The 25891-nt window shown below is 53.9% G+C and carries 22 protein-coding genes and 1 other annotated feature; of the genes, 14 read left to right on the plus strand and 8 right to left on the minus strand.

The window, feature by feature from the left end; all coding sequences use genetic code 11:
• Window positions 1-169: 169 nt before the first annotated feature.
• The 3 genes from GS3922_RS02200 to GS3922_RS02210 are packed head-to-tail and all read right to left on the minus strand — an operon-like array spanning window position 170 to window position 2644.
• Complete coding sequence (locus tag GS3922_RS02200) at window positions 170-1339, minus strand: acetoin utilization protein AcuC (RefSeq protein ID WP_063164982.1); 1170 nt, start codon at window positions 1337-1339, stop codon at window positions 170-172.
• Window positions 1336-1980, minus strand: coding sequence for an acetoin utilization AcuB family protein (locus GS3922_RS02205; protein ID WP_063164983.1), 645 nt, complete (start codon window positions 1978-1980; stop codon window positions 1336-1338). Before GS3922_RS02205 ends, GS3922_RS02200 begins: the two co-directional genes overlap by 4 nt.
• A gap of 31 nt (window positions 1981-2011) precedes the next feature.
• The gene (locus GS3922_RS02210) at window positions 2012-2644 is read right to left on the minus strand and encodes a GNAT family N-acetyltransferase (RefSeq protein WP_063164984.1); all 633 of its coding nucleotides are present in this window, start codon (window positions 2642-2644) and stop codon (window positions 2012-2014) included.
• Between the two features lie 182 nt (window positions 2645-2826).
• On the opposite strand from GS3922_RS02210, the gene acsA reads away from it, so the two are divergent.
• The 3 genes from acsA to GS3922_RS02225 all read left to right on the plus strand — a co-directional run bounded on the left by acsA (window position 2827) and on the right by GS3922_RS02225 (window position 6485).
• Window positions 2827-4542 carry an acetate--CoA ligase gene (acsA, locus tag GS3922_RS02215; RefSeq protein WP_063164985.1) on the plus strand — a complete coding sequence of 572 codons (1716 nt, stop codon included), beginning with the start codon at window positions 2827-2829 and terminating at the stop codon, window positions 4540-4542.
• 58 nt (window positions 4543-4600) lie between these two features.
• Window positions 4601-4795: a hypothetical protein gene (locus tag GS3922_RS02220; RefSeq protein WP_143424835.1), complete on the plus strand. Its 195-nt coding sequence runs from the start codon at window positions 4601-4603 to the stop codon at window positions 4793-4795.
• Window positions 4796-4934: 139 nt separating this feature from the next.
• Window positions 4935-6485 carry an IS1182 family transposase gene (locus tag GS3922_RS02225; RefSeq protein WP_171698435.1) on the plus strand — a complete coding sequence of 517 codons (1551 nt, stop codon included), beginning with the start codon at window positions 4935-4937 and terminating at the stop codon, window positions 6483-6485.
• 119 nt (window positions 6486-6604) lie between these two features.
• Here the strand turns inward: GS3922_RS02225 and GS3922_RS02230 are convergent, their stop codons facing one another.
• Window positions 6605-9364, minus strand: a complete 2760-nt coding sequence (locus tag GS3922_RS02230; protein WP_063164987.1) for a transglycosylase domain-containing protein — start codon at window positions 9362-9364, stop codon at window positions 6605-6607.
• A 307-nt stretch (window positions 9365-9671) separates the two neighbouring features.
• Window positions 9672-9896, plus strand: a binding site (T-box leader).
• A gap of 53 nt (window positions 9897-9949) precedes the next feature.
• On the opposite strand from GS3922_RS02230, the gene tyrS reads away from it, so the two are divergent.
• The gene (gene tyrS, locus GS3922_RS02235) at window positions 9950-11209 is read left to right on the plus strand and encodes a tyrosine--tRNA ligase (protein WP_063164988.1); all 1260 of its coding nucleotides are present in this window, start codon (window positions 9950-9952) and stop codon (window positions 11207-11209) included.
• 46 nt (window positions 11210-11255) lie between these two features.
• On the opposite strand, the gene rpsD is transcribed toward tyrS, so the two are convergent.
• Window positions 11256-11858 carry a 30S ribosomal protein S4 gene (gene rpsD, locus GS3922_RS02240; RefSeq protein WP_063164989.1) on the minus strand — a complete coding sequence of 201 codons (603 nt, stop codon included), beginning with the start codon at window positions 11856-11858 and terminating at the stop codon, window positions 11256-11258.
• A gap of 324 nt (window positions 11859-12182) precedes the next feature.
• On the opposite strand from rpsD, the gene GS3922_RS02245 reads away from it, so the two are divergent.
• Window positions 12183-14018 (plus strand): sensor domain-containing diguanylate cyclase, encoded by a 1836-nt coding sequence (locus tag GS3922_RS02245; RefSeq protein ID WP_063164990.1) that lies wholly within the window; start codon window positions 12183-12185, stop codon window positions 14016-14018.
• Window positions 14019-14070: 52 nt separating this feature from the next.
• Here GS3922_RS02245 and GS3922_RS02250 read toward each other — a convergent pair whose 3' ends face one another.
• Both GS3922_RS02250 and hisJ read right to left on the minus strand, forming a co-directional pair.
• The gene (locus GS3922_RS02250; RefSeq protein ID WP_063164991.1) at window positions 14071-14547 is read right to left on the minus strand and encodes a GAF domain-containing protein; all 477 of its coding nucleotides are present in this window, start codon (window positions 14545-14547) and stop codon (window positions 14071-14073) included.
• A gap of 27 nt (window positions 14548-14574) precedes the next feature.
• Entirely contained in the window at window positions 14575-15399 is an 825-nt protein-coding gene (gene hisJ, locus GS3922_RS02255) for a histidinol-phosphatase HisJ (RefSeq protein ID WP_063164992.1), read from the minus strand.
• A gap of 187 nt (window positions 15400-15586) precedes the next feature.
• Here hisJ and ezrA point away from each other — a divergent pair, with 187 nt between their 5' ends.
• From ezrA to mbcS, 5 genes are all read left to right on the plus strand, one after another.
• Complete coding sequence (gene ezrA / locus GS3922_RS02260) at window positions 15587-17290, plus strand: septation ring formation regulator EzrA (protein ID WP_063164993.1); 1704 nt, start codon at window positions 15587-15589, stop codon at window positions 17288-17290.
• Between the two features lie 151 nt (window positions 17291-17441).
• On the plus strand, window positions 17442-18605 hold the full coding sequence (locus GS3922_RS02265; protein WP_063167282.1) for a cysteine desulfurase family protein: 1164 nt from the start codon (window positions 17442-17444) through the stop codon (window positions 18603-18605).
• Window positions 18595-19800, plus strand: a complete 1206-nt coding sequence (gene thiI / locus GS3922_RS02270; protein WP_063167283.1) for a tRNA uracil 4-sulfurtransferase ThiI — start codon at window positions 18595-18597, stop codon at window positions 19798-19800. Before GS3922_RS02265 ends, thiI begins: the two co-directional genes overlap by 11 nt.
• An 80-nt stretch (window positions 19801-19880) precedes the next feature.
• Window positions 19881-20087 (plus strand): alpha/beta-type small acid-soluble spore protein, encoded by a 207-nt coding sequence (locus GS3922_RS02275; protein ID WP_020960916.1) that lies wholly within the window; start codon window positions 19881-19883, stop codon window positions 20085-20087.
• 137 nt (window positions 20088-20224) lie between these two features.
• Window positions 20225-21820, plus strand: coding sequence for an acyl-CoA synthetase MbcS (gene mbcS / locus GS3922_RS02280; RefSeq protein ID WP_063164994.1), 1596 nt, complete (start codon window positions 20225-20227; stop codon window positions 21818-21820).
• Between the two features lie 232 nt (window positions 21821-22052).
• Here mbcS and GS3922_RS02285 read toward each other — a convergent pair whose 3' ends face one another.
• Window positions 22053-22856: an NAD kinase gene (locus tag GS3922_RS02285; protein WP_063164995.1), complete on the minus strand. Its 804-nt coding sequence runs from the start codon at window positions 22854-22856 to the stop codon at window positions 22053-22055.
• A gap of 110 nt (window positions 22857-22966) precedes the next feature.
• Between GS3922_RS02285 and sppA the strand changes: the two genes are divergently transcribed.
• From sppA to ytfJ, 4 genes are all read left to right on the plus strand, one after another.
• Window positions 22967-23974 carry a signal peptide peptidase SppA gene (sppA, locus tag GS3922_RS02290; RefSeq protein WP_063164996.1) on the plus strand — a complete coding sequence of 336 codons (1008 nt, stop codon included), beginning with the start codon at window positions 22967-22969 and terminating at the stop codon, window positions 23972-23974.
• 31 nt (window positions 23975-24005) lie between these two features.
• Entirely contained in the window at window positions 24006-24461 is a 456-nt protein-coding gene (locus GS3922_RS02295; RefSeq protein WP_409071375.1) for an RDD family protein, read from the plus strand.
• A gap of 168 nt (window positions 24462-24629) precedes the next feature.
• The gene (locus GS3922_RS02300) at window positions 24630-25259 is read left to right on the plus strand and encodes a DUF2953 domain-containing protein (protein ID WP_089134981.1); all 630 of its coding nucleotides are present in this window, start codon (window positions 24630-24632) and stop codon (window positions 25257-25259) included.
• Window positions 25260-25270: 11 nt separating this feature from the next.
• Window positions 25271-25741, plus strand: coding sequence for a GerW family sporulation protein (gene ytfJ, locus GS3922_RS02305; RefSeq protein WP_063164999.1), 471 nt, complete (start codon window positions 25271-25273; stop codon window positions 25739-25741).
• Window positions 25742-25891: the final 150 nt, after the last annotated feature.

Below are 25891 nucleotides of genomic sequence, written 5' to 3' on the forward strand. Positions count from 1 at the left end.
GCAACGGGAAAAAGCGTCCGGATGGGCGCTTTTTTCGCTTTATGAGGCGATGGGAAAGCCGGCGTTTTCCCATTCCTTCAAGCAAAGCGGGAGGCGGCGCGAAGAGGGGTGGCCGCTCCCTGCTTTGGCGATCAAAGATGCGAATGATCGTGCATTTGGATGGGCGGGATCAGGTGCCCGCGCGCCGCTGGCTGCGAATGAAATACAACGCCTTTTCCGTCGTCTGGGCATTTTTTTCGCTAATTTCCGCCTTGCGCGGGATCGGCGGGTACAAGTCGTCCGGATCGCCCCATTCAAGCGGCAAGGAGACCGGTGAAAGCGGTTGCCATCGCTCGCGCCAAGCGGCCGGCAGCGGGCCGGAAATATCGGATTGTTCCGTCATTTCAAGCCAAAGAAGCGCCCACGCCCGCGGGACGACGCGCCAAATGTCATACCCCCCGCCGCCGACGGCGATCCAGCGGCCACCGCAATATTCATGGGCGATTTGGTGGGCGAGCTTCGGAATGGCGCGATACGTTTTCATCGTCACCGACAAATGGGTAAGCGGGTCGTAATAATGGGCGTCCACTCCATTTTGCGTCACAATGACATCGGGGCGGAAAAAGTCGGCGATTTCCCGAAGCGCCGTCGTGTAGGCGTAAAGCCATGACTCATCCTCCGTAAACGCATCAACCGGAATGTTGAACGAATAGCCGTACCCCGCTCCGTGGCCGCGTTCGTTGACGTTTCCCGTCCCCGGAAACAAGTAGCGGCCCGTCTCATGAATCGAAAACGTGCAGACGTTCGGATCGTCATAAAACGCCCATTGCACCCCGTCGCCGTGGTGGGCGTCCGTGTCGACATATAAGACGCGCAGTCCGTATTTTTCGCGGATGTATTGAATGGCGACCGCGCTGTCATTGTAGACGCAAAAGCCGGATGCCTTGCCGCGGAACCCGTGATGCAAGCCGCCGCCAAGGTTGAGGGCATGATCGGCCTGTCCGGACAGAACGCAATCGACAGCCGTCAGCGTGCTGCCGACAAGGAGCGCGCTCGCCTCGTGCATGTTCGGGAAGATCGGCGTATCTTCGGTGCCGAGGCCGTAGTTCATCGCGGCTGTTTCGGAAAGCTCGCCGCGCCCGGCGGCCTTGACCGCCTCGATGTACGAACGGTCATGAATGAGCGCGAGTTCATCGTCCGTCGCGATGCGCGGGGCGATGATATGCCGATCATCCAAAGCGCCGAGCGTCCGCAGCAAGTCGTACGTCAGCTTCACCCGCAGCTGGTTGAACGGGTGGTCGTCATGGAACTTATAACGAAGAAATTGCTCGCTGTAAACAAATACGCACTTTTCGCTCATGACGTAACCCCCGGCAAGTTCGGCCAGAGCACTGTATAGCCGGCCTTTTTCAAATCATGGATCAAGTTGATCGGGTTCATCGTTTGGACGCGAAACACTAAAATTTTATAGTTTGGATCGCTGGCTGGATACAAAAGGACGCTGGCGATATTGACGTGGTGCTCGGCGATAATGCTCGCCGCTTTGCCTAACATTCCCGCTTCGTTCGGCACTTTAATTTCGATTTGCGACCCGGGCTGGTGGGCACCGGTCAGCTGAATGAGCGTGTGCAATAAATCCGTTTCCGTGATGATGCCAACGAGCTTTCCGCCGTTGACGATCGGCAAGCAGCCGATCCGGTGTTCGTAAAAGAGCGCGGCGACTTCTTCGACGAAATCGAGCGGGTGGCCGACGATGATGTCTGTTTTCATAATCGCGCTGACCGGTTTTTGCAAGTCGTCAAGATGTTCATGAAGATGGAAAATCGATGGACTGGCGTCGCGTAAATCGCGGTCCGTCACAAGGCCGACTAAACGCCCTTCCCCGTCGGTGACCGGAAGATGGCGGATGCGGTGATGGCGAAGCAGCTGCAGCGCTTCGGCGATCGTGTTCGTGGCGCGGAGCGTGACCACCGATGTGTTCATGACTTGTTCAACAATCATCGTTCTCCTCTCCCCTTTGTGCATCACACGTTTAGTACATATAGCGGTTCATAAAGCGAAGCCGGTCAAACCGTTGAATCGATTCCGGATCGACCCGTTTGCCGATACGGACCATGAGGCAGTTCGCCGGATGGGAACAAATTTCCGGGTCATCGGTCGCGTACCAGACGAGTCCGCCGGCGTTCATCATTTTCTCCATCACTTTCCGGTATTCCCATACGTTCAGCCCGGTCCCTTTCAAATCCCAATGCCAATAATACTCAGTGGTAATGATGATATAATCTTCCATCGCATCGTCCATCATGGAGACAATCAACAAATTTTTTCCAACGCCAAAGCCGCGAAACTCCGGGATCACTTCGATGGCGCCGAGCTCGATTAAATTGTCCATCTTCCCTTCAGACCAACGTTCAAGCGGGTCGGGATATAAAAATGTGACATAACCGACGATCGTTTCGCCGCGGCGGGCGATAATGATCCGGCCTTCCGGCAGCTTGGCGATCTCGATTAACGCTTCGTGCTGTTTAGAGGGTTGGCGAAATGAAGTTAAGTCACGGTGAAATTCGTAGCTGGCCAACGCTTCCGGCGTCACCGGCCCTTCGATGAGAAGCGTTCCGTTCGGCGTTTTCAGCTCCTTGGCGTTATACGTTTTTTTATGTTCCATTCGGTCACCACCTGAATTCATCAATCAGTCAATCCATTTCCATTATACATAAAAATGGCCTTGGCCGGCGCAATTCAAAAAAATTTCAAAGAAACGGGGACAAGGAATATTTTAAAAATTGAGAAATTGCTTATCATCCACTATAATAGAAATGTAACCACTTACATAAGGGGGATCGGAGAATGAAAACGGAGCTGCTACCAGTCGTACAAGGGGACTACAACTTGAAAAACTACGAGGAAGCATACGAACAGTTTCAATGGACGGAAACGGAGAGGGCATTTTCTTGGCATGAAACCGGACGGGTCAACATGGCGTATGAGGCGATCGACCGCCATGCCGAGTCGTTCCGCAAAAATAAGGTGGCGCTTTACTACCGCGACGCTGTGCGGAATGAGAAATACACGTTCAAAGAGATGAAAGAGATGTCCAACAAGGTCGCCAACGTCTTAAAACAGGTGGCCGACATTGAAAAAGGCGACCGCGTATTTGTGTTTATGCCGCGCTCGCCGGAGCTGTATTTTACGGTGCTCGGCATCATTAAAACCGGCGCCATCGTCGGGCCGCTGTTTGAAGCGTTTATGGAGGGGGCGGTGCGCGACCGTCTGGAAGACAGCGGGGCGAAGGCGATCGTCACGACGCCGGAGCTTTTGCCGCGCGTGCCGGTGGGCGACTTGCCGGAGCTGAAGTACGTCTTTTTGGTCGGCGACGGCGTTGTCGAAGAAGGGCCGTACATCGATTTGAAAAAGCGGATGAACGAGGCGAGCAAGCACTTCGACATCGAATGGGTCGACCGCCAGGACGGCTTGATTTTGCACTATACGTCCGGTTCGACCGGAAAGCCGAAAGGCGTCCTGCACGTCCATAACGCGATGATTCAGCACTATCAAACCGCCAAATGGGTGCTTGACTTAAAAGAAGACGACATTTACTGGTGCACGGCCGATCCGGGCTGGGTGACCGGAACGTCGTACGGCATTTTCGGCCCGTGGCTGTGCGGGGCGTCAAGCGTCATCGTCGGCGGCCGCTTCAGCCCGGACGCTTGGTATCAAACGATCGAAGACTTCGGCGTCACCGTCTGGTACAGCGCGCCGACGGCGTTCCGCATGCTGATGGGCGCCGGCGATGAAGTGGTGAAAAAATACGATTTAAGCTCGCTCCGCCACATTTTGAGCGTCGGCGAGCCGCTCAACCCGGAAGTCATCCGCTGGGGGCTGAAAGTGTTCGGCCGCCGCATCCATGATACGTGGTGGATGACGGAAACGGGCGCCCATCTCATTTGCAACTACCCGTGCATGGAAATTAAGCCGGGATCGATGGGGAAACCGATTCCGGGTGTTGAGGCGGCGATCATCGACGACCAAGGAAACGTCCTGCCGCCGTACCGAATGGGCAACTTGGCCATCAAAAAAGGATGGCCGTCGATGATGAAAACGATTTGGAACAACCCGCAAAAATACGAATCATACTTTATCGGCGATTGGTATGTGTCGGGCGACTCGGCCTACATGGATGAAGACGGCTATTTCTGGTTCCAAGGGCGCGTAGACGATGTCATCAATACATCGGGCGAGCGCGTCGGGCCGTTTGAAGTCGAAAGCAAGCTTGTCGAGCATCCGGCCGTTGCGGAAGCCGGCGTCATCGGCAAGCCCGATCCGGTGCGCGGGGAAATCATCAAGGCGTTCATCGCGCTTCGCGAAGGCTATGAGCCGTCCGAAGAGTTGAAGGAGGACATCCGTCAGTTTGTGAAAAAAGGGCTCGCCGCCCATGCTGCGCCGCGCGAGATCGAGTTCCGCGACAAGCTGCCGAAAACGCGAAGCGGAAAAATTATGCGCCGCGTCTTAAAGGCATGGGAGCTCAACTTGCCGACCGGCGACTTATCGACCATGGAAGACTAAAACGAACAGCAGCGTCCGAATGCTTTGGCGTTTCGGGCGCTTTTTCTGATGGCGGCTGATGATGCTCGGCCCGCAGCGGGAGTCCATTCGGCAAACTGGCCGCCATAAAGAGTGCCGGCGGAAACAGGCGAGGGTGGCGCTGCGCGGTCGTTTCGGCGGAAAAACGTGGATCACAAGAGGAGAGCGGAAGGAGGCGGGCGGCGAAAGAGGCTGCCCGGCAGCCATGCCCGAACAAGCAGGCGTCCGTTCATGAAACAAGGGGCTGACCCAAAACGCGAATGCGTTTTGGGATCAGCCCCCACTTTTTTGCCTCAAATATAGAAGAATCGCCCTTTTTTCTGGTAGAATAGAGTCACCAAAACCACTACCACCGAAAGAAGGGCGATTCTTTTATGAAACATGATCATATTTCCTTTAAAGAGTATACCATGGACAACCTCTCTTTGCCAAGCAACATCGCCGATCTCATTCCACGGGATAACATGGCCCACGTGGTTCATGAGATGGTTGAACGCATCCCGATGGAGACGTTTCTTGCTTACTACAAAGGAGGGGGCGCCTCCGCCTATCATCCGAAAATGATGACCAAAATTCTCCTTTACGCTTACACCCAAAAAATGTATCATGGCCGTGAGATTGCACGGCAGCTCGAAGTCCACCTTCCCCTCATGTGGCTAAGTGGATTTCAAAAGCCGGACTTCCGCTCCATCAATCGGTTTCGTTCGGAGCGGATGAAAGACCTGATTGACGACCTGTTCCGGGAAATGATCACGCTGCTCGTGGCCGACGGCTATGTCAAGATGGAAGATTATTTTGTGGATGGAACGAAAATTGAAGCGAATGCCAACCGGTACACCTTCGTTTGGCGCAAATCGGCTGAGAAGTACCAGGAGAAACTCCAAGCCAATGTCGATCGGCTGATTGCCCAGATCGAGGCGATCGTGGAAGAAGAAAAGGCGGAAGACATCGACCCTTCGCCGGCCTTTACGTCAGAAGAAATCCGAAAGAAAACCGAGGAGTGGGAAAAACGGTTGGAGGCCGAGCCGGACAACCAACCGTTGAAGAAGGCCATCAAGAAGATGAAGGAGGACTACTTGCCCCGCAGTGAAAAGTATGAACACCAACTCCATGTATGCGGGGATCGCAACAGCTATTCCAAGACCGATGTGGATGCCACCTTCATGCGGTTGAAGGAGGATCACATGCGAAACGGCCAGCTCAAGCCGGCCTATAACGTACAGGTGGGTTCTTCCGGCCAATTTATTTTGGGGTATTCCCTTCATCAGAGGCCGGGCGACACTCGTTGTCTTCTCCCGCATTTGGAGACCGTTCGAGAGAAGTACGGCGTGGAACCCGAACGTTTGATCGCTGACGCGGCTTATGGCTCGGAAGAGAACTACGTGAAGCTGGAAGAGAAGCACATATCGGCCTTGATCAAGTACCATACGTATGAGAAGGAGAACACGCGCAAGGTCAAGAAAAATCCGCATCATCAGCAGAATTGGACCTATGTGGAAGAAGAAGACGTTTGGATTTGCGCCAATGGGAAAAAGCTGGTTCGCACCGGAACTTCGAAACAGACCACGGAATCAGGATACACCTCGGTCACCCGACACTACCAATGCCATGAATGCGAAGGATGTCCGTTCCGTTCGGCCTGCACGACTTCCAAGTATGGACGAACCACGCAATGGAACCCCGTCTATCATGAACAAAAACAGAAAGCCCGCGAACGGTTGGAGAGTGAAGAAGGGCAAGCCCGATACCGCCAACGCCAAACCGACATTGAGAGTGTATTTGGGCAAATCAAACAAAATCGCGGGTTTCGTCGCTTTGTCCTGCGAGGCCTCCAAAAAGTTTCCATCGAATGGGGGCTGGTTTGTGCTGCCCACAATCTTCTCAAAAAAGCCGCTAGGGACAAGCAATTGTCCTTGGTGGCGTAAATGAGGGGGAGAACAGAGTCGGAATTTTGTTCCGTTTGGTAAAATATACAAAAACCAGAGAGGGCTGACTCCAAAAGTCCGCTTTTTGGCGGACTTTTGGGTCAGCCCCTTATGATCGTTTATTGACGAGCGGATGGGGAAGCGGCGCCGTTTTCCGCGTTGTCCTCCCGAGCAGGCGGATCGGCCGGCGGGGCGGGCTGGGCGGCCGGCAGTGCGACTTTGCTCGATGGCGCCGATTCGCGGCCGGCAATATCGACAGCGGTGACGCAATAGGCCGCTCCCGGCTTGAGAGCAGAAAAGGAAGCCGCTTCCTCCGCTTTAATAATGGCGGCGATTTGCCGCTCTCCGGTTTCACTCACCTGATAGACGCGGTAGCCGATGACATCGCGCTCCCGGTGTCGGTCCCAGACGAGAGTGCGGCCGTTCAGACGGGCGGCCGGCGGAGCGGGGACGCGCCCGTTTTCTTTTAAGATGGCGACAACAAAGTCATCGCCGGCTGATGTTATCCCGTCGATTCCCCACTGATTGAGCAGCTTTGGATTGACGATGACCCCGCGGGTGACAAATTCCTCCGGCGTCGTCTCAAGCGCCGCATACCGGCGCCCGCCAATGACGACAAACCGGCCCTCGACCAAATAGTCATCGCTTCCTTGCCGCGGCGTAAACTTTGCATTATATAAATCATAGCGGACGAGTCCGGCTTTTTTGCACGCCTCTGATGGGCTGAATCCGCTCACGGCGCAATACGCGCGGCGAACGATGCCGCCGGGCATTAAAAACCGCTCCGGCGGGTCGATCAGCTTCGGTTTTACGCGATGGGCGGCATTCATGAATTGCGCCCATAACAGCTGGGTGCGCCGGCTGTAGGACAGCCCCTTATAGCGCGATTCCAGCGGCGCCGGACGATCGTAGCCGATCCAAACGCCGAACGTCACGTTCGGGTTTGTGGCGACAAACCATGAATCGCGTTTGTCTTGCGATGTCCCCGTTTTGCCGGCCCAGTCAGCCGAAAACGTCAAGTAGCGCGGCACTGAGGAGGCGGTTCCGCCATGCAGCACATCGCGCATCATATCGATCATTAAATACGATGTTTGCGGAGAAAAGACGGGAACCGGCTTGCTCGTATGCTGATAAATGATCGTTCCGTCTTTATCGGTAATTTTTTCGATCATATACGCATCGACAAAGGAACCGTAATTGGCAAACGTCGCATACGCATTGACGTTTTCTTCGACGGTGACGCCGATGTGCGTCCCGCCAATTGCTAAAGCCGGATTGTTTTCTTCTTGCCTGGCGACGCTTGTAACCCCCATTTTGAGCAAATAATCGATCGGATGGCGGCTTTGGATTTTCGTATAGATCCGAACGGCCGGGATGTTGTACGACTGTTGAAGCGCGCGCCGCGCCGAGACGAGGCCGTGTGTTTTTCCATCAGCGTTTTTCGGGCTGTACGAACCGATCGAAAGCGGCAGGTCGGGAATGACCGAACCGGGCTGAACGACGCCCATTTCCATCGCCGGCGCGTACACTAAAAGCGGCTTCATCGTTGAGCCGTTTGAACGGTGCGCCTGGGTGGCGTGGTTTAACTGCTCGCGCTTGTAGTCGCGGCCGCCGACAAAGCTGATGATTTTGCCGGTTTTGTTTTCGATGAGCATCGCTCCCACTTCCACCGGTTGGCGGCGGGCGACTGTTTTCCCTGTTTGTTTGTCTTTCGTATAATACACACGATCGCTGCCATAATACGGGTAGCGGGTGGCCACGCGCTGCATTTGCTCATAAATCGCTTTGTCGATCGTCGTATAAATGTGCAAGCCTCCTTGCCGCAGCGCTTTTCCCGCTTCACCGGCATAGCGGCGATACAAGCCGGCATCGCGTTTCAGCTCTTCCGGCTTATGGCCGTGGCGCTTGGCGAACGTTTCCGCGAGCACCTCTTTGACCCGTCTTTCAATTTCCATCGTTAAAAACGGATAGCGCTCAAACGGCGTTGGCTTCGGAGCGGCGAAATGTTTCGTCACATCGTAGGCGAGCGCTTCTTTATACTGCTTGTCAGAAATATAGCCAGCGCGCTTCATCCGGTAAAGCACCGTTTTCATCCGTTTCAATCCGGCCGAGAGATCTTGTTTGAGGCTGCCATCAGCGGCAAACGGCGTATAGACGAACGGGTTTTGCGGCAAACCGGCTAAAAACGCTGCTTGGGCGAGATTGAGATCTTTGGCGTCAACGCCGAACACCCCTTGGGCGGCGGCCTGGATGCCGGCGATGTTGCGGCCTGATGAGCTGCGGCCGAACGGAACAACATTTAAGTAGGCTTCTAAAATTTCTTCTTTCGACAAAAATCGTTCAAGGCGCAGCGCCAGTAACATTTCCTTCGCCTTGCGTTCAAACGACACTTCGCTGGTCAGCAGCTGATTTTTGACGAGCTGCTGCGTAAGCGTGCTGCCACCGCTTTTGTTCGGCGAGTTCGTCACTTCCTGAAACATGGCGCGAATGACGGCCTTTGGGACGACGCCGTCATGTTCGTAAAAGTGCTCATCTTCGGTGGCGATCACCGCCTGCACAACGTATGGGGAGACGTCGGCAAGGCGCACCGCCTCACGGTCGAGGTCGGACCGGAATCGGCCTAAATAGACGCCATCGGCAAAATACATATGGCTCGTTTCTTCATAACTGTAAATCTCGCTTTTCATTTTGTCATGCGAAGGGACCGCCATATCTTTCACCAAAAAAGCGAAATAACCGGCGCCGATGCCAGCGGCAAAACAAACGAGGCAGAGCGCGGTGATGAGCAAAATAAGAGTGACATTCCAAACGATGTCATATGTAAGTGAAAAATAATGCCACATTTTTTGTAACGAAGCTCGAAACGGTTTTTGTTCCATGCCAGGCCCCCTCTCATGGCAAATCATATAGATAACTGTAGATGAGCATTTTTCATTACAGTAATTTCCATCCCCTAAGAGACAAACAGGGTACCCCTTAGGCGACATGGAGCTGTTTTTTGTCATGTCTCCTTTTTTGTTTAGTTGTCAATTTGTGTTAGCGAATTTGCTCATCTACAGTAGATAAGTATAACATACTCGTGCGCATCGTTGCGGGATTTTGTCGCTTTTTCGCCGTTTGTGGCGAAAAGAGCCGGAGTTGACAGCAAGTATGTGTATATGGTAAAAGAATGTATATATTCATACCGAAAAAGCGATGACGGGAACAAGTAGCGGTTGTCTCCCTGGTGCAGAGAGCTGGCGGGCGGTGCGAGCCAGTCCATAGGCAGGCGTGAATTACCTCCCCGAGCAGCGATGGCGAACGGCGTTGACGCTCAGTAGCCGTCTGCCGGCATGCGCCGTTACCGAAATGAGCGAGAAAGCGACAGGCTTTCTAAGTAGGGTGGTACCGCGATGAACACTCGCCCCTTCATACAGGGCGGGTGTTTTCTTTTTTTTGATGACATTCATAAAGAGGTGAAGAACATGGACTTGCTCGAAGAACTGCAATGGCGTGGGCTCGTCAATCAAACGACGGATGAAGACGGGCTCCGAAAGCTGTTGAATGAAGGAAACGTGACGCTCTATTGCGGATTTGACCCGACAGCGGACAGTTTGCACATCGGCAACTTAGCGGCCATTTTGACGCTGCGCCGCTTTCAGCAGGCCGGACATCGGCCGATCGCCCTAGTCGGCGGCGCAACCGGACTGATTGGCGACCCGAGCGGAAAGAAAAGCGAGCGCACGCTCAATGCCAAAGAAACCGTCGAGGCATGGAGCGCCCGCATTAAAGAACAGCTCGGCCGCCTGTTAGACTTTGAAGCGGAAGGCAATCCGGCAAAAATCGCTAATAACTATGATTGGATCGGTCCGCTTGATGTCATTACATTTTTGCGCGATGTCGGCAAGCATTTCAGCGTCAATTACATGCTCGCCAAAGAATCGGTGCAGTCGCGCATTGAAACCGGCATTTCGTTCACCGAGTTCAGCTACATGATGCTGCAGGCATACGACTTCCTCAACTTGTACGAAACGGAACAATGCCGCCTGCAAATCGGCGGGAGCGACCAATGGGGCAACATTACCGCCGGGCTCGAGCTCATTCGTAGAACGAAAGGAGAAGCGGAAGCGTTCGGCTTGACGATTCCGCTCATCACGAAAGCGGACGGCACGAAATTCGGAAAAACGGAAAGCGGCACGATTTGGCTTGATAAAGAAAAAACGTCGCCGTATGAGTTTTACCAGTTTTGGATTAACACCGATGACCGCGACGTCATCCGTTACTTGAAGTATTTTACGTTCCTGTCGAAAGAGGAAATCGAGGCGCTTGAACATGAGCTGCGCGAGGCGCCGGAGAAGCGGGCGGCACAAAAAGCGCTCGCTGAGGAAGTGACGAAGCTCGTTCATGGCGAAGAGGCGCTTAGGCAGGCGATCCGCATTTCGGAGGCGCTCTTTAGCGGCGACATTGCCGAGTTGACGGCCGCGGAAATCGAGCAAGGGTTTAAAGATGTGCCGTCGTTTGTCCATGAAGGAGGCGACGTTCCGCTCGTCGAGCTGCTTGTCGCCGCCGGCATTTCGCCATCGAAGCGGCAGGCGCGCGAAGATGTTCAAAACGGCGCCATCTATGTCAACGGCGAACGCATCCAAGACGTCAGTGCCTTCTTAACGGCCGAACACCGTTTGGAAGGGCGGTTTACCGTCATCCGCCGCGGCAAGAAGAAATATTATTTAATTCGCTATGCCTAAACAAAACGATCCGAAATGCCGATGCATTTCGGATCGTTTTTGCGCATTAACGCGAGTAGAACTCAACGATGAGCGCTTCGTTCACTTCCGCCGGCAGTTCGGAACGCTCCGGCAGGCGAGTGTATGTGCCTTCCATTTTTTCCGGGTCGAACGTCAAGTAATCCGGAACGAAGTTGTTCGCTTCGAGCGCTTCTTTAATGACTTGCAAGTTGCGCGATTTTTCGCGGACAGCGATCGTTTGTCCCGGTTTGACGCGGTACGACGGGATGTTGACGCGGCTGCCGTCGACTAAAATGTGGCCGTGCGTCACAAGCTGGCGGGCTTGACGGCGCGTGCGGGCCAACCCTAAACGGTAGACGAGGTTGTCGAGGCGCGATTCAAGCAAAATCATGAAGTTTTCGCCGTGTTTGCCCGGCATTTTGCCCGCTTCTTCAAACGTTTTGCGGAACTGGCGCTCGTTCACGCCGTACATATGGCGCAGCTTTTGTTTTTCCTGCAGCTGCAAGCCGTACTCCGACAATTTTCTCCGTTGGCCTGGGCCGTGTTGACCAGGCGGATACGGACGTTTTTGCAATTCTTTCCCCGTGCCGCTTAACGAGATGCCAAGGCGGCGGGAAATTTTCCATGTTGGGCCAGTATAACGAGCCATTGACTGCTCCTCCTTATGCTTTTATTCCCGTAAAATAAAAGCAGATGTGCGCCAACAATTACGGCCATTTTGTTTTCATGTATCCTCGCTCTAGCAGCTAAGAGTTACGCGATACACCTCGGCGGGCCGAGGAACAAAATGAACCATAAAGGTGGGCACAAAGGCTGCTATATTTTACACAAAGGCTATTATATGATTTTTAGAGGGAAAAGTCAATATTTTATTTTCCTTTTTGGCCGTTTGTATGATATAATAAAAGATGCAATTTTTAGAAAAAATTTGTCATCTATTAGAGTGATGATGCCAGTTTAGGTGGAAAAGATGATGAGATGGGAAGAAACGAAACGATATGAATCGTTTAAGCGGAAATTTTTCCACTGGTTTTTGGCGTTTCAGGACGACGGGCTGTTTTCAACAGCGGCGGGCGAGCTGCTTGCGCTGCTAAAAGAAGAGCTGGCGCTCGAACAAGCAGTATTGTACTTGTTTGACCCGTCGTGCGGCACCTTTTGCCCGGAGGCGGCCGCTGGCGGGGAGCCGGTGGCGGGGCGGATTGCGGCAGAGGAAAAGCAGGAGATCGTCGTGGTCGATGATGGCGGGCCGCGCATAGCCGCCCGCCTCTTTTTCCTGCTTTCCGAAGAAGCGCCGGCGATGGTCGAGCTGGTGTACGGAAAAGGCCGCCGCTTCGATAGACCGCTGCTTGAAGCGCTGAGAGCGGATTTGGCCCAGCTGTTCCGCAAGCTGAGCACGTTGTCACAAGGGAAGAGCGAGGAGAAACGGTACGAGCAGCTGCACTGCTTTGCGGCGAAAATCCACTCCTCGATGCAAATCGACGATGTGCTTGAAGAAATTATCCGCACGCTGCAAAACGTCTATCCGTCGTTTACATACTACCTTCTGTTATCGCACGATAACCACTTGCGCGGAAATTTGCCGATTAAAACGTTTGCCTTTGATGAAAACGGAGAGCAAACGGCGGCGCTGCGGGCGTTTTTGACCGGGCAGGTGCAATGCGAGGAGACAGCGGCGCCGCAGCGCTCGGTGCTGTACGCGCCCATTAAAGGGGTGCAGGCAGTATACGGGGTGATTCAAATTATCGCCCCGCATGCCGCTCCGTTTCCGAAGCGGGAAATCAACTTTATTTCACTGTTGGCGGGGACGGCCGGCAGCGCGCTGGAAAACGCCAAACTGTACGAACAGTCGCGCCGGCTTGTTGCCGATTTGCAGCTCATTAACGACACGATGCGCCAGCTGAACGCCCGGTCGCGGCTGCACGAGGCGATCGAGTATATGGTGTCGCAAATTCGGCAGTCGTTTGGCGCGGATGAAGTTGGCTTTTTCTTGTTTGCTGACGGCAAACATGAGCTTCTTCCGGGGAGCACGCCGTTTTTTTATGAAGGCTTATCGGCGATGTATGTCGAATGGGTCGAAGCGCGGCGTCGCAGCGGAAACGATATTTTATTTGCCGGCGATGTATGCGCGTCCGATTTTGGGTCGTTTTGTTCCGTTATGGCTGCGCCGATGCTGCAAAATAAAGAAACAAAAGGCGTCTGCATCGTGCTTGCCCGCAAGCCATATCAGTTCACGTTTGACATGTTTAAACTGCTGCAATCGCTTGTCCAGCACTCGACCCTGGCGTTTATGAACGCGATTTTGCGGGAGGAACTTGAGAAGTTGGTCATCACCGATTATTTGACGAAGCTGTATACGCGCCGTTATTTGGACAGAGAGATCCAACAATCGATGGAGACGGATGCGCTTGGGGCGTTTCTTTTAATCGATATCGACAACTTCAAACAGATCAACGACATTTACGGTCATCAGACGGGCGACGATGTGCTCGTTCAAGTGGCCGAGATGATCCGCACGAACATCCGCGATAACGATATCGCGGCGCGCTGGGGAGGAGAGGAACTCGCTGTCTATTTGCCGAACGTGTCGCTTTTTGACGCGGTTTCGGTTGCCCGCCGCATCGTTGAAAAAGTGAGGGAGCATACGGTCCCGCCGGTGACCGTTTCGTGCGGCATTTCATCGTGGAGGCAGCATGACCATGATAATGCGGAACAGTTGTTTAAACGGGCGGACGCGGCGCTGTATATGGCGAAGGAGACTGGAAAAAACTGCATTTTTGTCAGTGATCGCCACCATTCCTATAAGGTGTAAAAAAGGAATCCGGTCAGGCGGATTCCTTCTTCGCGCCGGCTGTTATTTCCGCTCATTCGGAAATGAGCACGCCGGCGAATTGTTCTAAATAGCGGCGGTCAGTGTCATCAAAGCGGTTTTTCACCGGGCTGTCGATGTCAAGGACGCCGATGACGCGGCCTTCCTTGATGAGCGGCACGACAATTTCCGATTGGGATGCAGCATCGCAGGCGATATGGCCCGGAAATTGGTGCACATCGGGAACGACGACCGTCCGCCGCTCGGCGGCTGCTGTGCCACAAACCCCTTTGCCGAACGGAATGCGCACGCACGCCGGCAACCCTTGGAACGGGCCGAGCACAAGTTCGTCGCCCTCTGCCAAGTAAAACCCGACCCAGTTGATGTCGGTGAGAAACTGATTAAGCAGGGCGGCAGCGTTCGCCAAGTTGGCAATCATGTTCGGCTCTCCGGCGATGAGCGCTTTCAGCTGCTCGATGACGAGCGCATAGTTTTCTTCGCGTGTACCACTGTAGGCGGTTGGATGAAACATTTGTTTGCCCTCCTTTTTTGGCCCATTTTATGATGACGCCTGGCGGTTGTCAACCGCAAGCGCTTCGTGATCCATCACGTCCCGCCCTTGATGCAAGTCGGCCGCGCGATGAGCGTCCGAGCCGTAAACGATCGGGATGCCGCGCCGCCGCGCTTCAGCGATGAGGCGGTTGGGCGGGTAAGGCTCGAGGCAGAGCGGTTTGGCGGCGCCGGCTCCATTATAGTCGATCTCATAGCCAAACTGCCCCATGTCATCAAGAATGGCAAGAACGAGCCCGGTCATCGGATCCGGGCATGGAAAGCGGCGCCAAAACTTGCGCACAAGTGTGATATGCCCGATGCGTTTCGGCTTATAGCGGCCAAGGTCGGCGCGGATCGACCGGCGCACGGTTTCGTAATAAGCGCGGTGGACGCGCTCAACGGAGCCGAACAGGCGGACGATGCCGGCGAACATATCGGCGCTGTAGTCTAAGCATACATAGCGGTCTTCGTGCGCTAAAAAGTGAACCGATAAAATGCTGTCATCAAGCAGCGGACCGACCTCATCGAGCAATCGCACCGTCTCTTCCTCCCAACCGGGGATAAAGTCGACCTCAAGCCCGACGCGGATCGTGATGTCGTTTCGGTAGCGCGCCTTCACATCAGCGACAGCGGCCAAATAGCGCTCAAGCTGCCGGCGCTCCATGGCGCTGTCCTGTTCCGGCGTCGGGTCGACAAACCGTTCCGGCAGCGGGGCATGTTCAGTGAAGGAAATATCGGTATAGCCGAGCGCAATCGCCCGTTCTACATATTGCTCAAGCGGGTCATGGCTTCCGTGCGGGCAAAACGGTGTATGAATATGGCCGTCACGCAAGGCGGTTTTCCCCCTTTCCCTTTGTATGATAGCAAACATATTGAAGATTCTTGTAAAAAAAATAAAAATTTTGGTCAAAAAATGTCGTTAACATGGTATCATAAAAACATTGAAAAACATATATTTTTGCCTTCTCCGCCATTTTGATTCATTTCGGAGTAGCTTGAGTGCAAGGGGGCATTTGTGCATGGAAATCGTGTGGATCGTTCTGCTCCTCAGCGCAGGGGCAATCATATACAATCAGATGTACCGGAAGCGGATGTATCGGGAAATCGACCGGCTTGAGGGATGGAAAATCGAGCTGATGAACCGGCCGGTGCCGGATGAGCTCGCCAAAGTGAAACAGCTGAATATGACGGGGGAAACAGAGCGGCTGTTTGAACGGTGGCGCCAGCAATGGGATGAGATCGTAGCCGTGAAGCTGCCCGATGTCGAAGAACAGCTGTTTGACGCCGAAACGCTTCTTGACAAATACCGGTACCGGCAGGCGCGCAAGCTGCTTGGACAAATGGAGGACGGCCTGCGCCGCCTCGAGGAAGAGGTGCATCAAATCATTCATGAAGTCAACGAGCTGATCGGAAGCGAAGAGCAAAACCGTGCGGAAATCGAGGAGCTGCGGGCCGCCCACCGGGAGGCGAAAAAAACGCTGCTCGCCTATCGATATACGTTCGGGGCGGCGGCCGATTTGCTCGATGTCCGCCTGAGCGAGGCGGAAAAGCAGTTTCAGTCGTTTGCGGAATTGACGGAAGCCGGCAACTACTTGGCGGCGCGCGATGTCGTCTTGTTGCTGAAGCAGGAGCTTGACCGCCTCACCGCGATGATGGAAGAGATTCCGGTGTTGCTTGGCGAGTGCCAAACCTCACTTCCGGCCCAGCTCGCTGAGCTCGCTGACGGCTATCAGGAAATGGAACAGAGCGGGTACATACTCGATCATTTGCACATCGAACGCGCGTTGGAAGAAAAACAGGAGAAAATCAAGCAATGCTTGGCGATGATCGGCGAGTTGCGCATCGAGGAAGCGAAGCAGACCGTCGCTGAGCTGAAAGAAGAAATTGACACGCTGTATGACTTGCTGGAAAAAGAAGTGCTTGCCCATCGATACGTGCAAACGGAAATGCCGCGCATCGGCGGCATGCTCAAGGAATTGGCCGCCGAGGCGAAAGAAACGGGCGCTGAAGCCGTGTTCGTCCAGCAAAGCTACCACCTGCCGCCAGGCGACCTCGAAAAATACCGAAGCATTGAAAAACAGCTGCACCAGCTGCAAAAGCGGTTTTTGCTGATCGAAGAACGCGCCGCCGAGGCGAAAACCGCCTATTCGCTGCTTAGAGAGGAGCTTGAACAGCTCGTTGGGCAAATCGGCATGATGAAGGAAGAACATGAACAATTTCGGGTGATGCTGCAGACGCTGCGCAAAGATGAATTGATTGCGCGCGAAAAGCTCGATGACATGAGAAAACAATTGTCTGAAGCACTTCGTCTCGTGCAAAAAAGCCGGCTGCCGGGGCTGCCCGAATCGTATGCGCTTAGGCTGACGGAAGCGCGCAACAGCCTGCAAAATGTCGCCGCCCGCCTCGATGAAAAGCCGCTCGACATGCCGTCGGTCGATCAGGCGCTTGAAGAAGCGAAAGCGTCGGTGGAACGGCTGTATGAGCGAACCATCGAAATGATCGAACAGGCGGCCTTGGCTGAACGGACGATTCAATACGGCAACCGCTACCGCCGCCGGTATCCGGCCGTTCATAAAGGGCTTGAGGAGGCCGAGTTTTTATTCCGCCATTATGATTACGAAGAGGCGCTTCGCCAGGCGGTGGCCACGATTGAGAGCGTCGAACCGGGCGCGTTTGATCGCGTGCAGCAGCTTTGGCAGACGGACAACGAGGAAGAACGATGATCCCAACCCGATAAATATCGGCGGAAACCGATATTTATCGGGTTTTTGGTGAATACTGTAAATGTGTGTGTGTTTTCGTTGCTGTTTTTCGTCCGCTTTTATTATTATGTTATATGGATGAATTGCCGATCACGAGCGGAGGATGGAAATGATGATTTACCTTGATAACAGCGCGACAACGAAACCGTTTCCGGAAGTGATCGATTCGTTTGTGACGGTCGCGACGGATTACTTTGCCAATCCGTCTTCACTTCATGAGCTGGGCATGAAGGCGGAGCGGCTGCTCGCACAGGCACGCGAACAAATCGCGGCCATGCTGCGCGTCAAAGCGAACGAGGTCGTGTTCACGTCCGGCGGAACGGAAGCGAACAATTTCGCCATGAAAGGAGTCGCTTGGCAATATCGGCGGCGCGGCCGCCATATCATTACGACGGAGATCGAGCATCCGTCCGTTGCCGAGCCGTGCCGGCAGCTTGAGGAGCTCGGCTTTGAGGTGACGTACTTGCCGGTCGACCGCGACGGGAGGGTGTCGGTAGAGCAAGTGGAGCGAGCGCTGCGCGATGACACGATTCTCGTTTCAATTATGCACGTCAACAACGAAGTCGGCACGGTGCAGCCGATTGAGGAAATCGGTGCGCTTCTTGCCCGCTATCCGAAGACGCTGTTTCATGTCGACCGGGTGCAAGGCATCGGCAAAGTGCCGCTCGATTTGAAACAAGCCGGCGTCGACTTATGCACGCTATCGGCCCATAAATTTCATGGATTGCGCGGCGCCGGGGTGCTTTATGTCCGCGAAGGCGTCCGTTTGATGCCGTTGATCGCCGGCGGCGGGCAGGAAATGCGGCTCCGGTCCGGAACGGAAAATGTCGCCGCCATTGTTGCGATGGCGAAAGCGCTGCGCCTGGCGATGGAGAAATACGAGCGGGAGATCGGCCGGCTCAAGGCGCTAAAGGAGGAGTGGCTGGCCGCCCTTTCCGCCATTCCGGAGATTGAGATCAACACGCCGCGCCACGGCGCTGCGCCGCATATCATCAACTTTTCCTTAAAGCGCGGCATGAAGCCGGAAGTGTTCGTCCATGAGCTGGCGAAAAGCCGTATTTACGTCTCGACGACATCGGCTTGTTCGTCGAAAAAAAAGGCGCCGAGCCAAACGCTACTAGCCATGGGGCTCGGCGAAGGACGGGCTGAGCGCGGCATCCGCATCAGCCTGTCGTTTGACAACACGAACGAAGAAATCGCGCCGGCGGTGGCGGCCATGAAACAGGCGATCAAAACATTAAGTGAGGTAACGGGATCACATGGAGATGAAGTATGACCGCATTTTAATCCGTTATGGGGAAATGACGACGAAAGGAAAAAACCGCAACATTTTTGTCCGGCGGCTGAAAAACAATATCGCCCGCAAACTGCAGGCGTTTCGCCGGATTCAAATTGAATATATGCGCGACCGAATGTACATTTTATTAAACGGTGAGCCGCATGAACCGATCATCGACAAGCTGAAAACGGTGTTTGGCATTCACTCGTTCAGCTTGGCGATGAAGTGCGAAAACGATTTAGATGCCATTAAAGAGACGGCGCTTGCCGCCGTCCGCCAGCTTCCGTACAAAGGGAAAACGTTTAAAGTGAGCGCCCGCCGCGTCAATAAACAGTTCCCGTACCGAAGCGACGAGTTGAACTATGAAGTCGGGGCGCATATTTTGCGGCAGACGGAAGACTTAACGGTCAACGTGCGCCAACCGGACATTGATGTGCGCATCGAAGTGCGCCAAGATGGGACATATGTCACGTGCCGCGACATTTTCGGCGCCGGCGGCCTGCCGGTCGGGACGAGCGGCAAGGCGATGCTCATGCTCTCAGGCGGCATCGACAGCCCGGTCGCCGGCTACTTGGCGATGAAGCGGGGCCTCGAAATTGAAGCCGTTCACTTTTTCAGCCCGCCGTTTACGAGCGAACGGGCGAAGCAAAAAGTGATCGATTTAGTGCGGACGTTGACCGCCTACGGCGGAAAAATCAAGCTGCATATCGTGCCGTTTACCGAAGTGCAGCAAGCCATTTATCAAGGAGTTCCAAATGAGTATTCACTGATTTCCACCCGAAGGGCGATGCTGAAAATTACGGATGCGTTGCGCCGCCGCCAACGGGCGTTGGCGATCGTCACCGGGGAAAGCCTCGGCCAAGTGGCGAGCCAGACGCTGGAAAGCATGTACGTGATCAATGAGGTAACGAACACGCCGGTTTTGCGCCCGCTCATTTCGATGGATAAAATGGAAATTATCGAGATTGCTAAGCAAATCGGCACCCACGATATTTCGATTCTTCCATATGAAGACTGCTGCACCATTTTTACGCCGCGGGCGCCAAAAACGAAGCCGAAAAAAGAGAAAGTGCTTCATCACGAGGGTCAGCTCGATCTCGCCCCGCTTCTTGAGAAGGCGATCAATGAGACGGAAACGATCGTGATCGATGAAGAAGCCGGACAAGCTGATGAGTTCGCTGACCTGTTTTGAATCTCAGAATTTACCAAAAATGCTGTTGCATATCGCCGTCTGTTTTCACACATTCTATACGTACAAGGAGGTGAAAACAGATGGCACGCAACAACAACAACAATCAACTGCTTGTTCCGGGTGCACAGCAAGCGCTCGAGCAAATGAAATATGAAATCGCCCAAGAATTCGGCGTCAATTTAGGCGCTGACACGACATCGCGCGCTAACGGTTCGGTCGGCGGCGAGATTACGAAGCGTCTTGTCGCTATGGCGCAGCAACAATTGGGCGGTGCGCGTCAATTCTAATTTCATACATGATGGCTTGCGCGGCGGGGAGCTCCCCGCCGCTTATTATGTCAAAAAAGTATTCAAAATATAATAACTATTTTGTATAATAAAGATGCCGGCGACGGCAAAATGAACAGAAGAGGGGGAGAGGAACGATGAAGCGGGAAGAACTGATCGCTCCTGAGCGCTACAATTTAACGTCCGAAATGGAACGGCATGCGGCGGCCCACCCGGAGCGAATCGCTTTAAAATGGGAGAATGAGCACGGCGAAACAAAAGAGATTACATACGGGCGCCTCATGGCGCGCGCCAATCAAATTGGAAACGCTTTCTTATCGCGCGGGCTGGAAAAAGGGGACAAAGTGCTTGTCATGGTTCCGCGCCTGATTGAAGCGTATGAAGTATATGTAGGGGCGCTCAAAGCCGGGCTTGTCGTCATTCCGAGCTCCGAGATGCTGCGGACAAAAGATTTGCAATACCGATTGTCCCATGGGGAAGTGAAGGCGGTTGTCGCCTATGAACCGTATCTTAACGAATTCGCTTCGATCGATGGCATCGACAAGCTGTTGAAATTTTCGATTGGCGAGCGCGAGCATGACGGCTGGGTTCGGCTGGGGGCAGCGATGGCGGAAGAAAGCGAAACACTCGCTGCGGCCGATACGTCGCGCGACGATATGGCGTTTTTATCCTACACCTCTGGCACGACCGGCAATCCGAAAGGGGTTGTCCATTGCCATGGCTGGGCGTACGCCCATTTGCGCACGGCGGCAAAAAACTGGCTGTGCATCGAAGAGAACGATCTCGTCTGGGCGACGGCCGGACCGGGATGGCAAAAATGGATTTGGAGTCCGTTTCTATCGGTGCTTGGCTCGGGGGCGACCGGGTTCGTCTATTACGGCCGCTTTGAGCCGGAAAAATATTTGCAGCTGTTAGAAAAATATGAAGTGAACGTGCTTTGCTGCACGCCGACCGAATACCGCCTCATGGCGAAGGTGCCGGATATCGGCCGCTACAACTTATCGCACTTGCACAGCGCCGTGTCGGCCGGCGAGCCGCTCAACCGCGAAGTGATCGACACGTTTGCCAAGCATTTTGGCATCCAAGTGCGCGATGGCTATGGCCAGACAGAAAATACACTGCTTGTCGGCGTCATGAAAGGGATGGACATCAAGCCGGGATCGATGGGGAAACCGACGCCGGGCAACCGCGTCGAAATCATCGATGAAAACGGCGAACCGTGCCCAGTCGGTGTTGTGGGAGATATCGCCGTCCATGTGGAAACGCCGGCGCTGTTTAAATATTACTATAAAGATCCGGAACGGACGGCGATGCAGTTCCGCGGCGACTATTACATTACCGGCGATAAAGCGCGAAAAGACGAAGACGGCTATTTCTGGTTTGAAGGCCGCGGCGATGACATCATCATCAGCTCCGGCTATACGATCGGCCCGTTTGAAGTGGAAGATGCGCTCGTCAAGCATCCGGCGGTGAAAGAATGCGCCGTCGTCGCCAGCCCGGATGAAGTGCGCGGCCATGTCGTCAAAGCGTTCGTCGTGCTGCGCGACGGGGTCGACAAAAACGATCCATCGCTCATTCCGGCATTGCAGGAGCATGTCAAACAATTAACCGCTCCGTACAAATACCCGCGCAAAATCGAGTTCGTCGACGACTTGCCAAAAACGGCGTCCGGGAAAATCCGCCGCGTCGAGCTGCGCGAACGGGAAGCGCGCCTTGCCGGCCGGTCGTCATAAGCGCGGGGGGATGGAAACGCGCGTGCAATGAAAGGCCGCAAAACAGCCCTCCTTAAGCGGCGTGAATCAGCCTGAAGGCCGCCCGTTTCGGGAGGGGGCGGTTCATCTTGAAGCCATTCATAAAACGAAAGAGGGTGTCCCGAACGAAGGGACACCCTCTTCCATCCATACCAACCGAATACTCCCGCACACCTTGTCGTCTCTCCCGAAGAAAGGCGACCTTGCGCGCCGTTTATAAAAAGACGCGCTTCACTTTATCCCAGAATGAGTTGTCTTTTAAGCGCACCGTTTTGATGACCCGGTCGCTCAACTGGATGTCAATCCGCTCAATATGCTGGATGCTGAGCGCTTCATTGTCGAGGCCAATGATCGGAAAATGGCTCGTTTCTTCCGACATTTTCAGCGTCAGTTTCCGCTTACCGCTCAAAATAAACGGCGAGCCGAGCGTCCGGTAGCGGTTGCTGTTGAGCGAGGCGAGCTCGCTCACTTGAAAGCACGGCAAAAGTGGATCAACGATCGCTCCGTGCACCGATTTGTTGTAGCCGGTGCTGCCGGTTGGCGTCGAGACGATAATGCCATCGCCGCGGAACGTTTCAAAATGCAAGTCGTCAATAAAAACATCGACCGCCATCGTTTTAATGATTTGCGAGCGGATCGAACATTCGTTTAAGCAGAAAAAGGAGGCGGTGCCGTCGATCGTCACTTCGATGACCGGGTAGCGCCGCACTTCAAGCTTCCAGTTTCTGGCCGCTTCAACCATATGATCGATATCATCGATTTGGAAATCGCAATAAAATCCGCGCGTCGGCAGCGTTGACACACCGACGTATAAACGGTCAGAGCGGAATCCGGTTTGCCGGACCGCCTGCAAAAACGCGCCGTCATCGCCGATGCTGACGATAATGTTCGCTTCCCGGGCGTCGTCGACAACGACAAACGGCCCGCGCTCCGCCCGCTCAATGAGCGGCTTCACCCGTTCGACGAGCTCGTCGTCGCGCTTATAAAAAAAATAGAGGCGGTTGCGTTCCATGTCCATCTTTGCGCCCTCCTAATGGCATCATATCTTGAACCGATGTACAATGAATATTGTACCACGTTTTCCATGATTCTAAAAATATGGGTAGCTGATGCAAAAGGGGGGAGAGGATGAATCGAAAACGGTGGACGGCGTTGGCGATCGCGTCGGCGTTGTTTATCATTTCCGTGCTCGTTAACGCCATTGGCGTACTGCTGTCCGATGAGGCGGGAACATGGTCGGAAAATTGGCTGGCACTGATGGAAGCGCCGTTTAGTGAAGAAGTGATCGAAGAGGGCGACCCGCTGCAAAAAATCGTGGTCTTGGAAGTGAACGGTGTCATTCAAGAGGCAGGCGAAGCGGAGGCGTTCCTTTCCTCGCCGCTTTATAACCATCAAACATTTTTGCAAATGATCAAACAGGTGAAGGAAGATGACCGTGTCAAAGCCATCGTATTGCGCATCAACTCACCAGGCGGCGGGGTCGCCGAAAGCGCGGAAATTCATAACCAGCTGTTGAAATTGAAAAAAGAGACGAAGAAGCCGATTTACGTATCGATGGGAGCGATGGCGGCGTCAGGCGGCTATTACATCGCCACAGCGGGCGATAAGCTGTTCGCTAGCCCGGAGACGATCACCGGCTCGATCGGCGTCATTATGCAAAGTGTCAACTACGAAGGGCTGGCCAAAAAATACGGCGTCGAGCTCGTCACAATCAAAAGCGGCCCGTACAAGGACATCATGAACCCAGCGCGCAAAATGACGGATGCGGAGCGGGACATTTTGCAGCGGCTGATCAACCAGTCGTATGAGGCGTTTGTCGACGTTATTGTCAAAGGCAGAAAGCTGCCGGAAGAGGCGGTGCGCAAACTGGCGGATGGCCGCATTTACGACGGCCGCCAGGCGAAATCGCTCCGGTTGATTGATGAGTTTGGTTATTTGGACGATACAATTGCGGCGCTCAAAAAAGAACATCGGCTCGCCAATGCTCAAGTTGTGAAATATGTAGGCGATGCCCCGTGGGGCTCCCTGTTCGGGTTGATATCCAACCGGGCGAAGCCGGAAACAGAAGCGGCCGAGCTCATCCGTCTGTTGTCGCAGCCGTCATCGCCGCGGCTCATGTATTTATTTACTGAGTAAAGGAAGTGGGAGGATGACTGATACGCAAGCGATGGCGCCGCCTGCGCCTGAACACCGTTTGCCGGTGGAAGCGGCTCCCCGCTACGGCGGATTTTGGCTTCGTTTTTGGGCGTATTTGCTTGACGTTATAGTCGTTTCAAGCATAAACCGGCTTGTCGTTTGGCCGTTGTTTCGCTTGTTTGACTGGCCGTTAGCGCGGGATCATTGGTTTGCGCCGGCCGCGGTGGCGGCGGCTGCCGTCTTTTACGCCTATTTTGTTTTGATGACGAAAGCGTTCGGGCAGACGCTTGGCAAAATGGTGTTCGGCCTAAAAGTCGTCGATGAGCGGGGCGTGCCGCTTACATGGCTGACGGTGCTGTTCCGCGAAGTCATCGGCAAATTTATCGCCAAAAAACTGTTGTTCATCGGTTTTTTGTTTGTCGCTTTTTCGGAAAAGAAAAAAGGGATGCACGATCAGTTTGCTGATACGATCGTCATTCGGGATTGACGGGCTTTTGTTTGCATCCGTCCGCCCTCAATAACCACCACCTGCCGCTATGGCAGGTTTATTTTTTTTCCATATGGTGACAATGTATGGTGAAAGGAAGTGCGGACATTGAGAATCGTGATCATAGCCGTCGTGGTGGTGGCTCTTTTTCTCCTTCTTGTCGCATGGATGAAAATTTCGGTAACGGTCGTATTCCGTCATGCTGAAGACGATGACGAGTACAAAATTGTGCTGCGCACCCTATTTGGCCTCATCCGCTACACGATTCGCGTCCCGCTCATCAAGATCGAAACTGAACCCGAGTCGCCCGGGGTGGCGCTTGTTCATAAAGAGGGAACGGGAGGAACGCGCGGGAAAGAGGAAAAGAAAAGCAAATGGACGCCGAGCGACATTGCCGATTTCTTTCGTCAAGTCAAGCAGTTTCTCAAACAAGTTGTCGACTTGCATGAAATTATGAAACAGTTTTGCCGTCATGTCACGATTACAAAATGGGAATGGCGGACCAAAATCGGCACCGGCGACGCGGCGTCAACCGGGTTGGTCGCCGGGCTTGGCTGGTCGTTGAAATACACGATCATCGGCACGGTGAGCCGTTACACGAAGATGAAAACCATCCCGGTGATTACGATCGTTCCGACCTATGACCGGGCTGTTTCGGAAACGGCGTTTTTATGTATGTTTCAGTTTCGAATCGGGCATGCTATGTTAGCAGGATTGCGAGTGATCAAACATTGGCGCGGACGGCGCTTGAGGAAACGAAACCCGTTGACAGCAAGACAGGCAAATGAAGGATATTAGGAGGAATGAGCATGACGAATCATCCGATTCAAGGCCTAATGACAACAGCGATGGAAAACTTAAAACAAATGATTGATGTCAATACGATTATCGGCGACCCGGTTGAGACGCCTGACGGCAGCGTCATTTTAACCGTATCGAAAGTCGGCTTTGGGTTTGCTGCCGGCGGCAGCGAGTTTATGCTCGACGGCCAGCAAAACGGCCAAGGGACGCAAGCGGGCGGAAATGGGCAAAACGGGCAAGCCCAAGGGAACGGGCATCCGTTTGGCGGCGGCAGCGGCGGCGGTGTCTCCATTACCCCGATTGCGTTTCTTGTCGTCAATTCGTCCGGTGTCAAACTTCTCCATTTGGATGAAAGCACGCACTTATATGAGAAAATACTCGATGTCGCCCCGCAGGCGTTTGAGAAAATTCAAGCGATGTTGAAGAAAAACAAGCAAGACGGGGCGGCTTCTGCTTCGGCGAACGACTTTGACATTTAGCTGAGCGCGGCGCTGGATCGTTTATCGTCCGGCTCTTTTTCATCCTGTCAGTGGCGGAAGGCCAGGCTTTTCGTTCCATGATCAGCCTTCCAATGAGACAAAACAATTGCAAAAATCGTTTCCCCGTTTTACTATGGAAATAGTACATAT

This window comes from Geobacillus subterraneus, from assembly GCF_001618685.1.
Lineage (GTDB): Bacteria > Bacillota > Bacilli > Bacillales > Anoxybacillaceae > Geobacillus > Geobacillus subterraneus.

Excerpts from the sequence above, each read along its gene's own strand:
- GS3922_RS02300 (WP_089134981.1), top strand. The coding sequence starts at position 24,630 with ATGAAAATTTCGGTAACGGTCGTATTCCGTCATGCTGAAGACGATGAC.
- sppA (WP_063164996.1), top strand. The coding sequence starts at position 22,967 with ATGAATCGAAAACGGTGGACGGCGTTGGCGATCGCGTCGGCGTTGTTT.
- GS3922_RS02225 (WP_171698435.1), top strand. The coding sequence starts at position 4,935 with ATGAAACATGATCATATTTCCTTTAAAGAGTATACCATGGACAACCTC.
- GS3922_RS02275 (WP_020960916.1), top strand. The coding sequence starts at position 19,881 with ATGGCACGCAACAACAACAACAATCAACTGCTTGTTCCGGGTGCACAG.
- GS3922_RS02210 (WP_063164984.1), bottom strand. The coding sequence starts at position 2,644 with ATGGAACATAAAAAAACGTATAACGCCAAGGAGCTGAAAACGCCGAAC.
- GS3922_RS02250 (WP_063164991.1), bottom strand. The coding sequence starts at position 14,547 with ATGTTTCATCCAACCGCCTACAGTGGTACACGCGAAGAAAACTATGCG.
- mbcS (WP_063164994.1), top strand. The coding sequence starts at position 20,225 with ATGAAGCGGGAAGAACTGATCGCTCCTGAGCGCTACAATTTAACGTCC.
- rpsD (WP_063164989.1), bottom strand. The coding sequence starts at position 11,858 with ATGGCTCGTTATACTGGCCCAACATGGAAAATTTCCCGCCGCCTTGGC.
- ezrA (WP_063164993.1), top strand. The coding sequence starts at position 15,587 with ATGGAAATCGTGTGGATCGTTCTGCTCCTCAGCGCAGGGGCAATCATA.
- tyrS (WP_063164988.1), top strand. The coding sequence starts at position 9,950 with ATGGACTTGCTCGAAGAACTGCAATGGCGTGGGCTCGTCAATCAAACG.
- GS3922_RS02245 (WP_063164990.1), top strand. The coding sequence starts at position 12,183 with ATGAGATGGGAAGAAACGAAACGATATGAATCGTTTAAGCGGAAATTT.
- GS3922_RS02265 (WP_063167282.1), top strand. The coding sequence starts at position 17,442 with ATGATTTACCTTGATAACAGCGCGACAACGAAACCGTTTCCGGAAGTG.
- GS3922_RS02205 (WP_063164983.1), bottom strand. The coding sequence starts at position 1,980 with ATGATTGTTGAACAAGTCATGAACACATCGGTGGTCACGCTCCGCGCC.
- thiI (WP_063167283.1), top strand. The coding sequence starts at position 18,595 with ATGAAGTATGACCGCATTTTAATCCGTTATGGGGAAATGACGACGAAA.
- GS3922_RS02230 (WP_063164987.1), bottom strand. The coding sequence starts at position 9,364 with ATGGAACAAAAACCGTTTCGAGCTTCGTTACAAAAAATGTGGCATTAT.
- GS3922_RS02295 (WP_409071375.1), top strand. The coding sequence starts at position 24,006 with ATGGCGCCGCCTGCGCCTGAACACCGTTTGCCGGTGGAAGCGGCTCCC.
- ytfJ (WP_063164999.1), top strand. The coding sequence starts at position 25,271 with ATGACGAATCATCCGATTCAAGGCCTAATGACAACAGCGATGGAAAAC.
- GS3922_RS02285 (WP_063164995.1), bottom strand. The coding sequence starts at position 22,856 with ATGGACATGGAACGCAACCGCCTCTATTTTTTTTATAAGCGCGACGAC.
- GS3922_RS02220 (WP_143424835.1), top strand. The coding sequence starts at position 4,601 with ATGATGCTCGGCCCGCAGCGGGAGTCCATTCGGCAAACTGGCCGCCAT.
- GS3922_RS02200 (WP_063164982.1), bottom strand. The coding sequence starts at position 1,339 with ATGAGCGAAAAGTGCGTATTTGTTTACAGCGAGCAATTTCTTCGTTAT.
- acsA (WP_063164985.1), top strand. The coding sequence starts at position 2,827 with ATGAAAACGGAGCTGCTACCAGTCGTACAAGGGGACTACAACTTGAAA.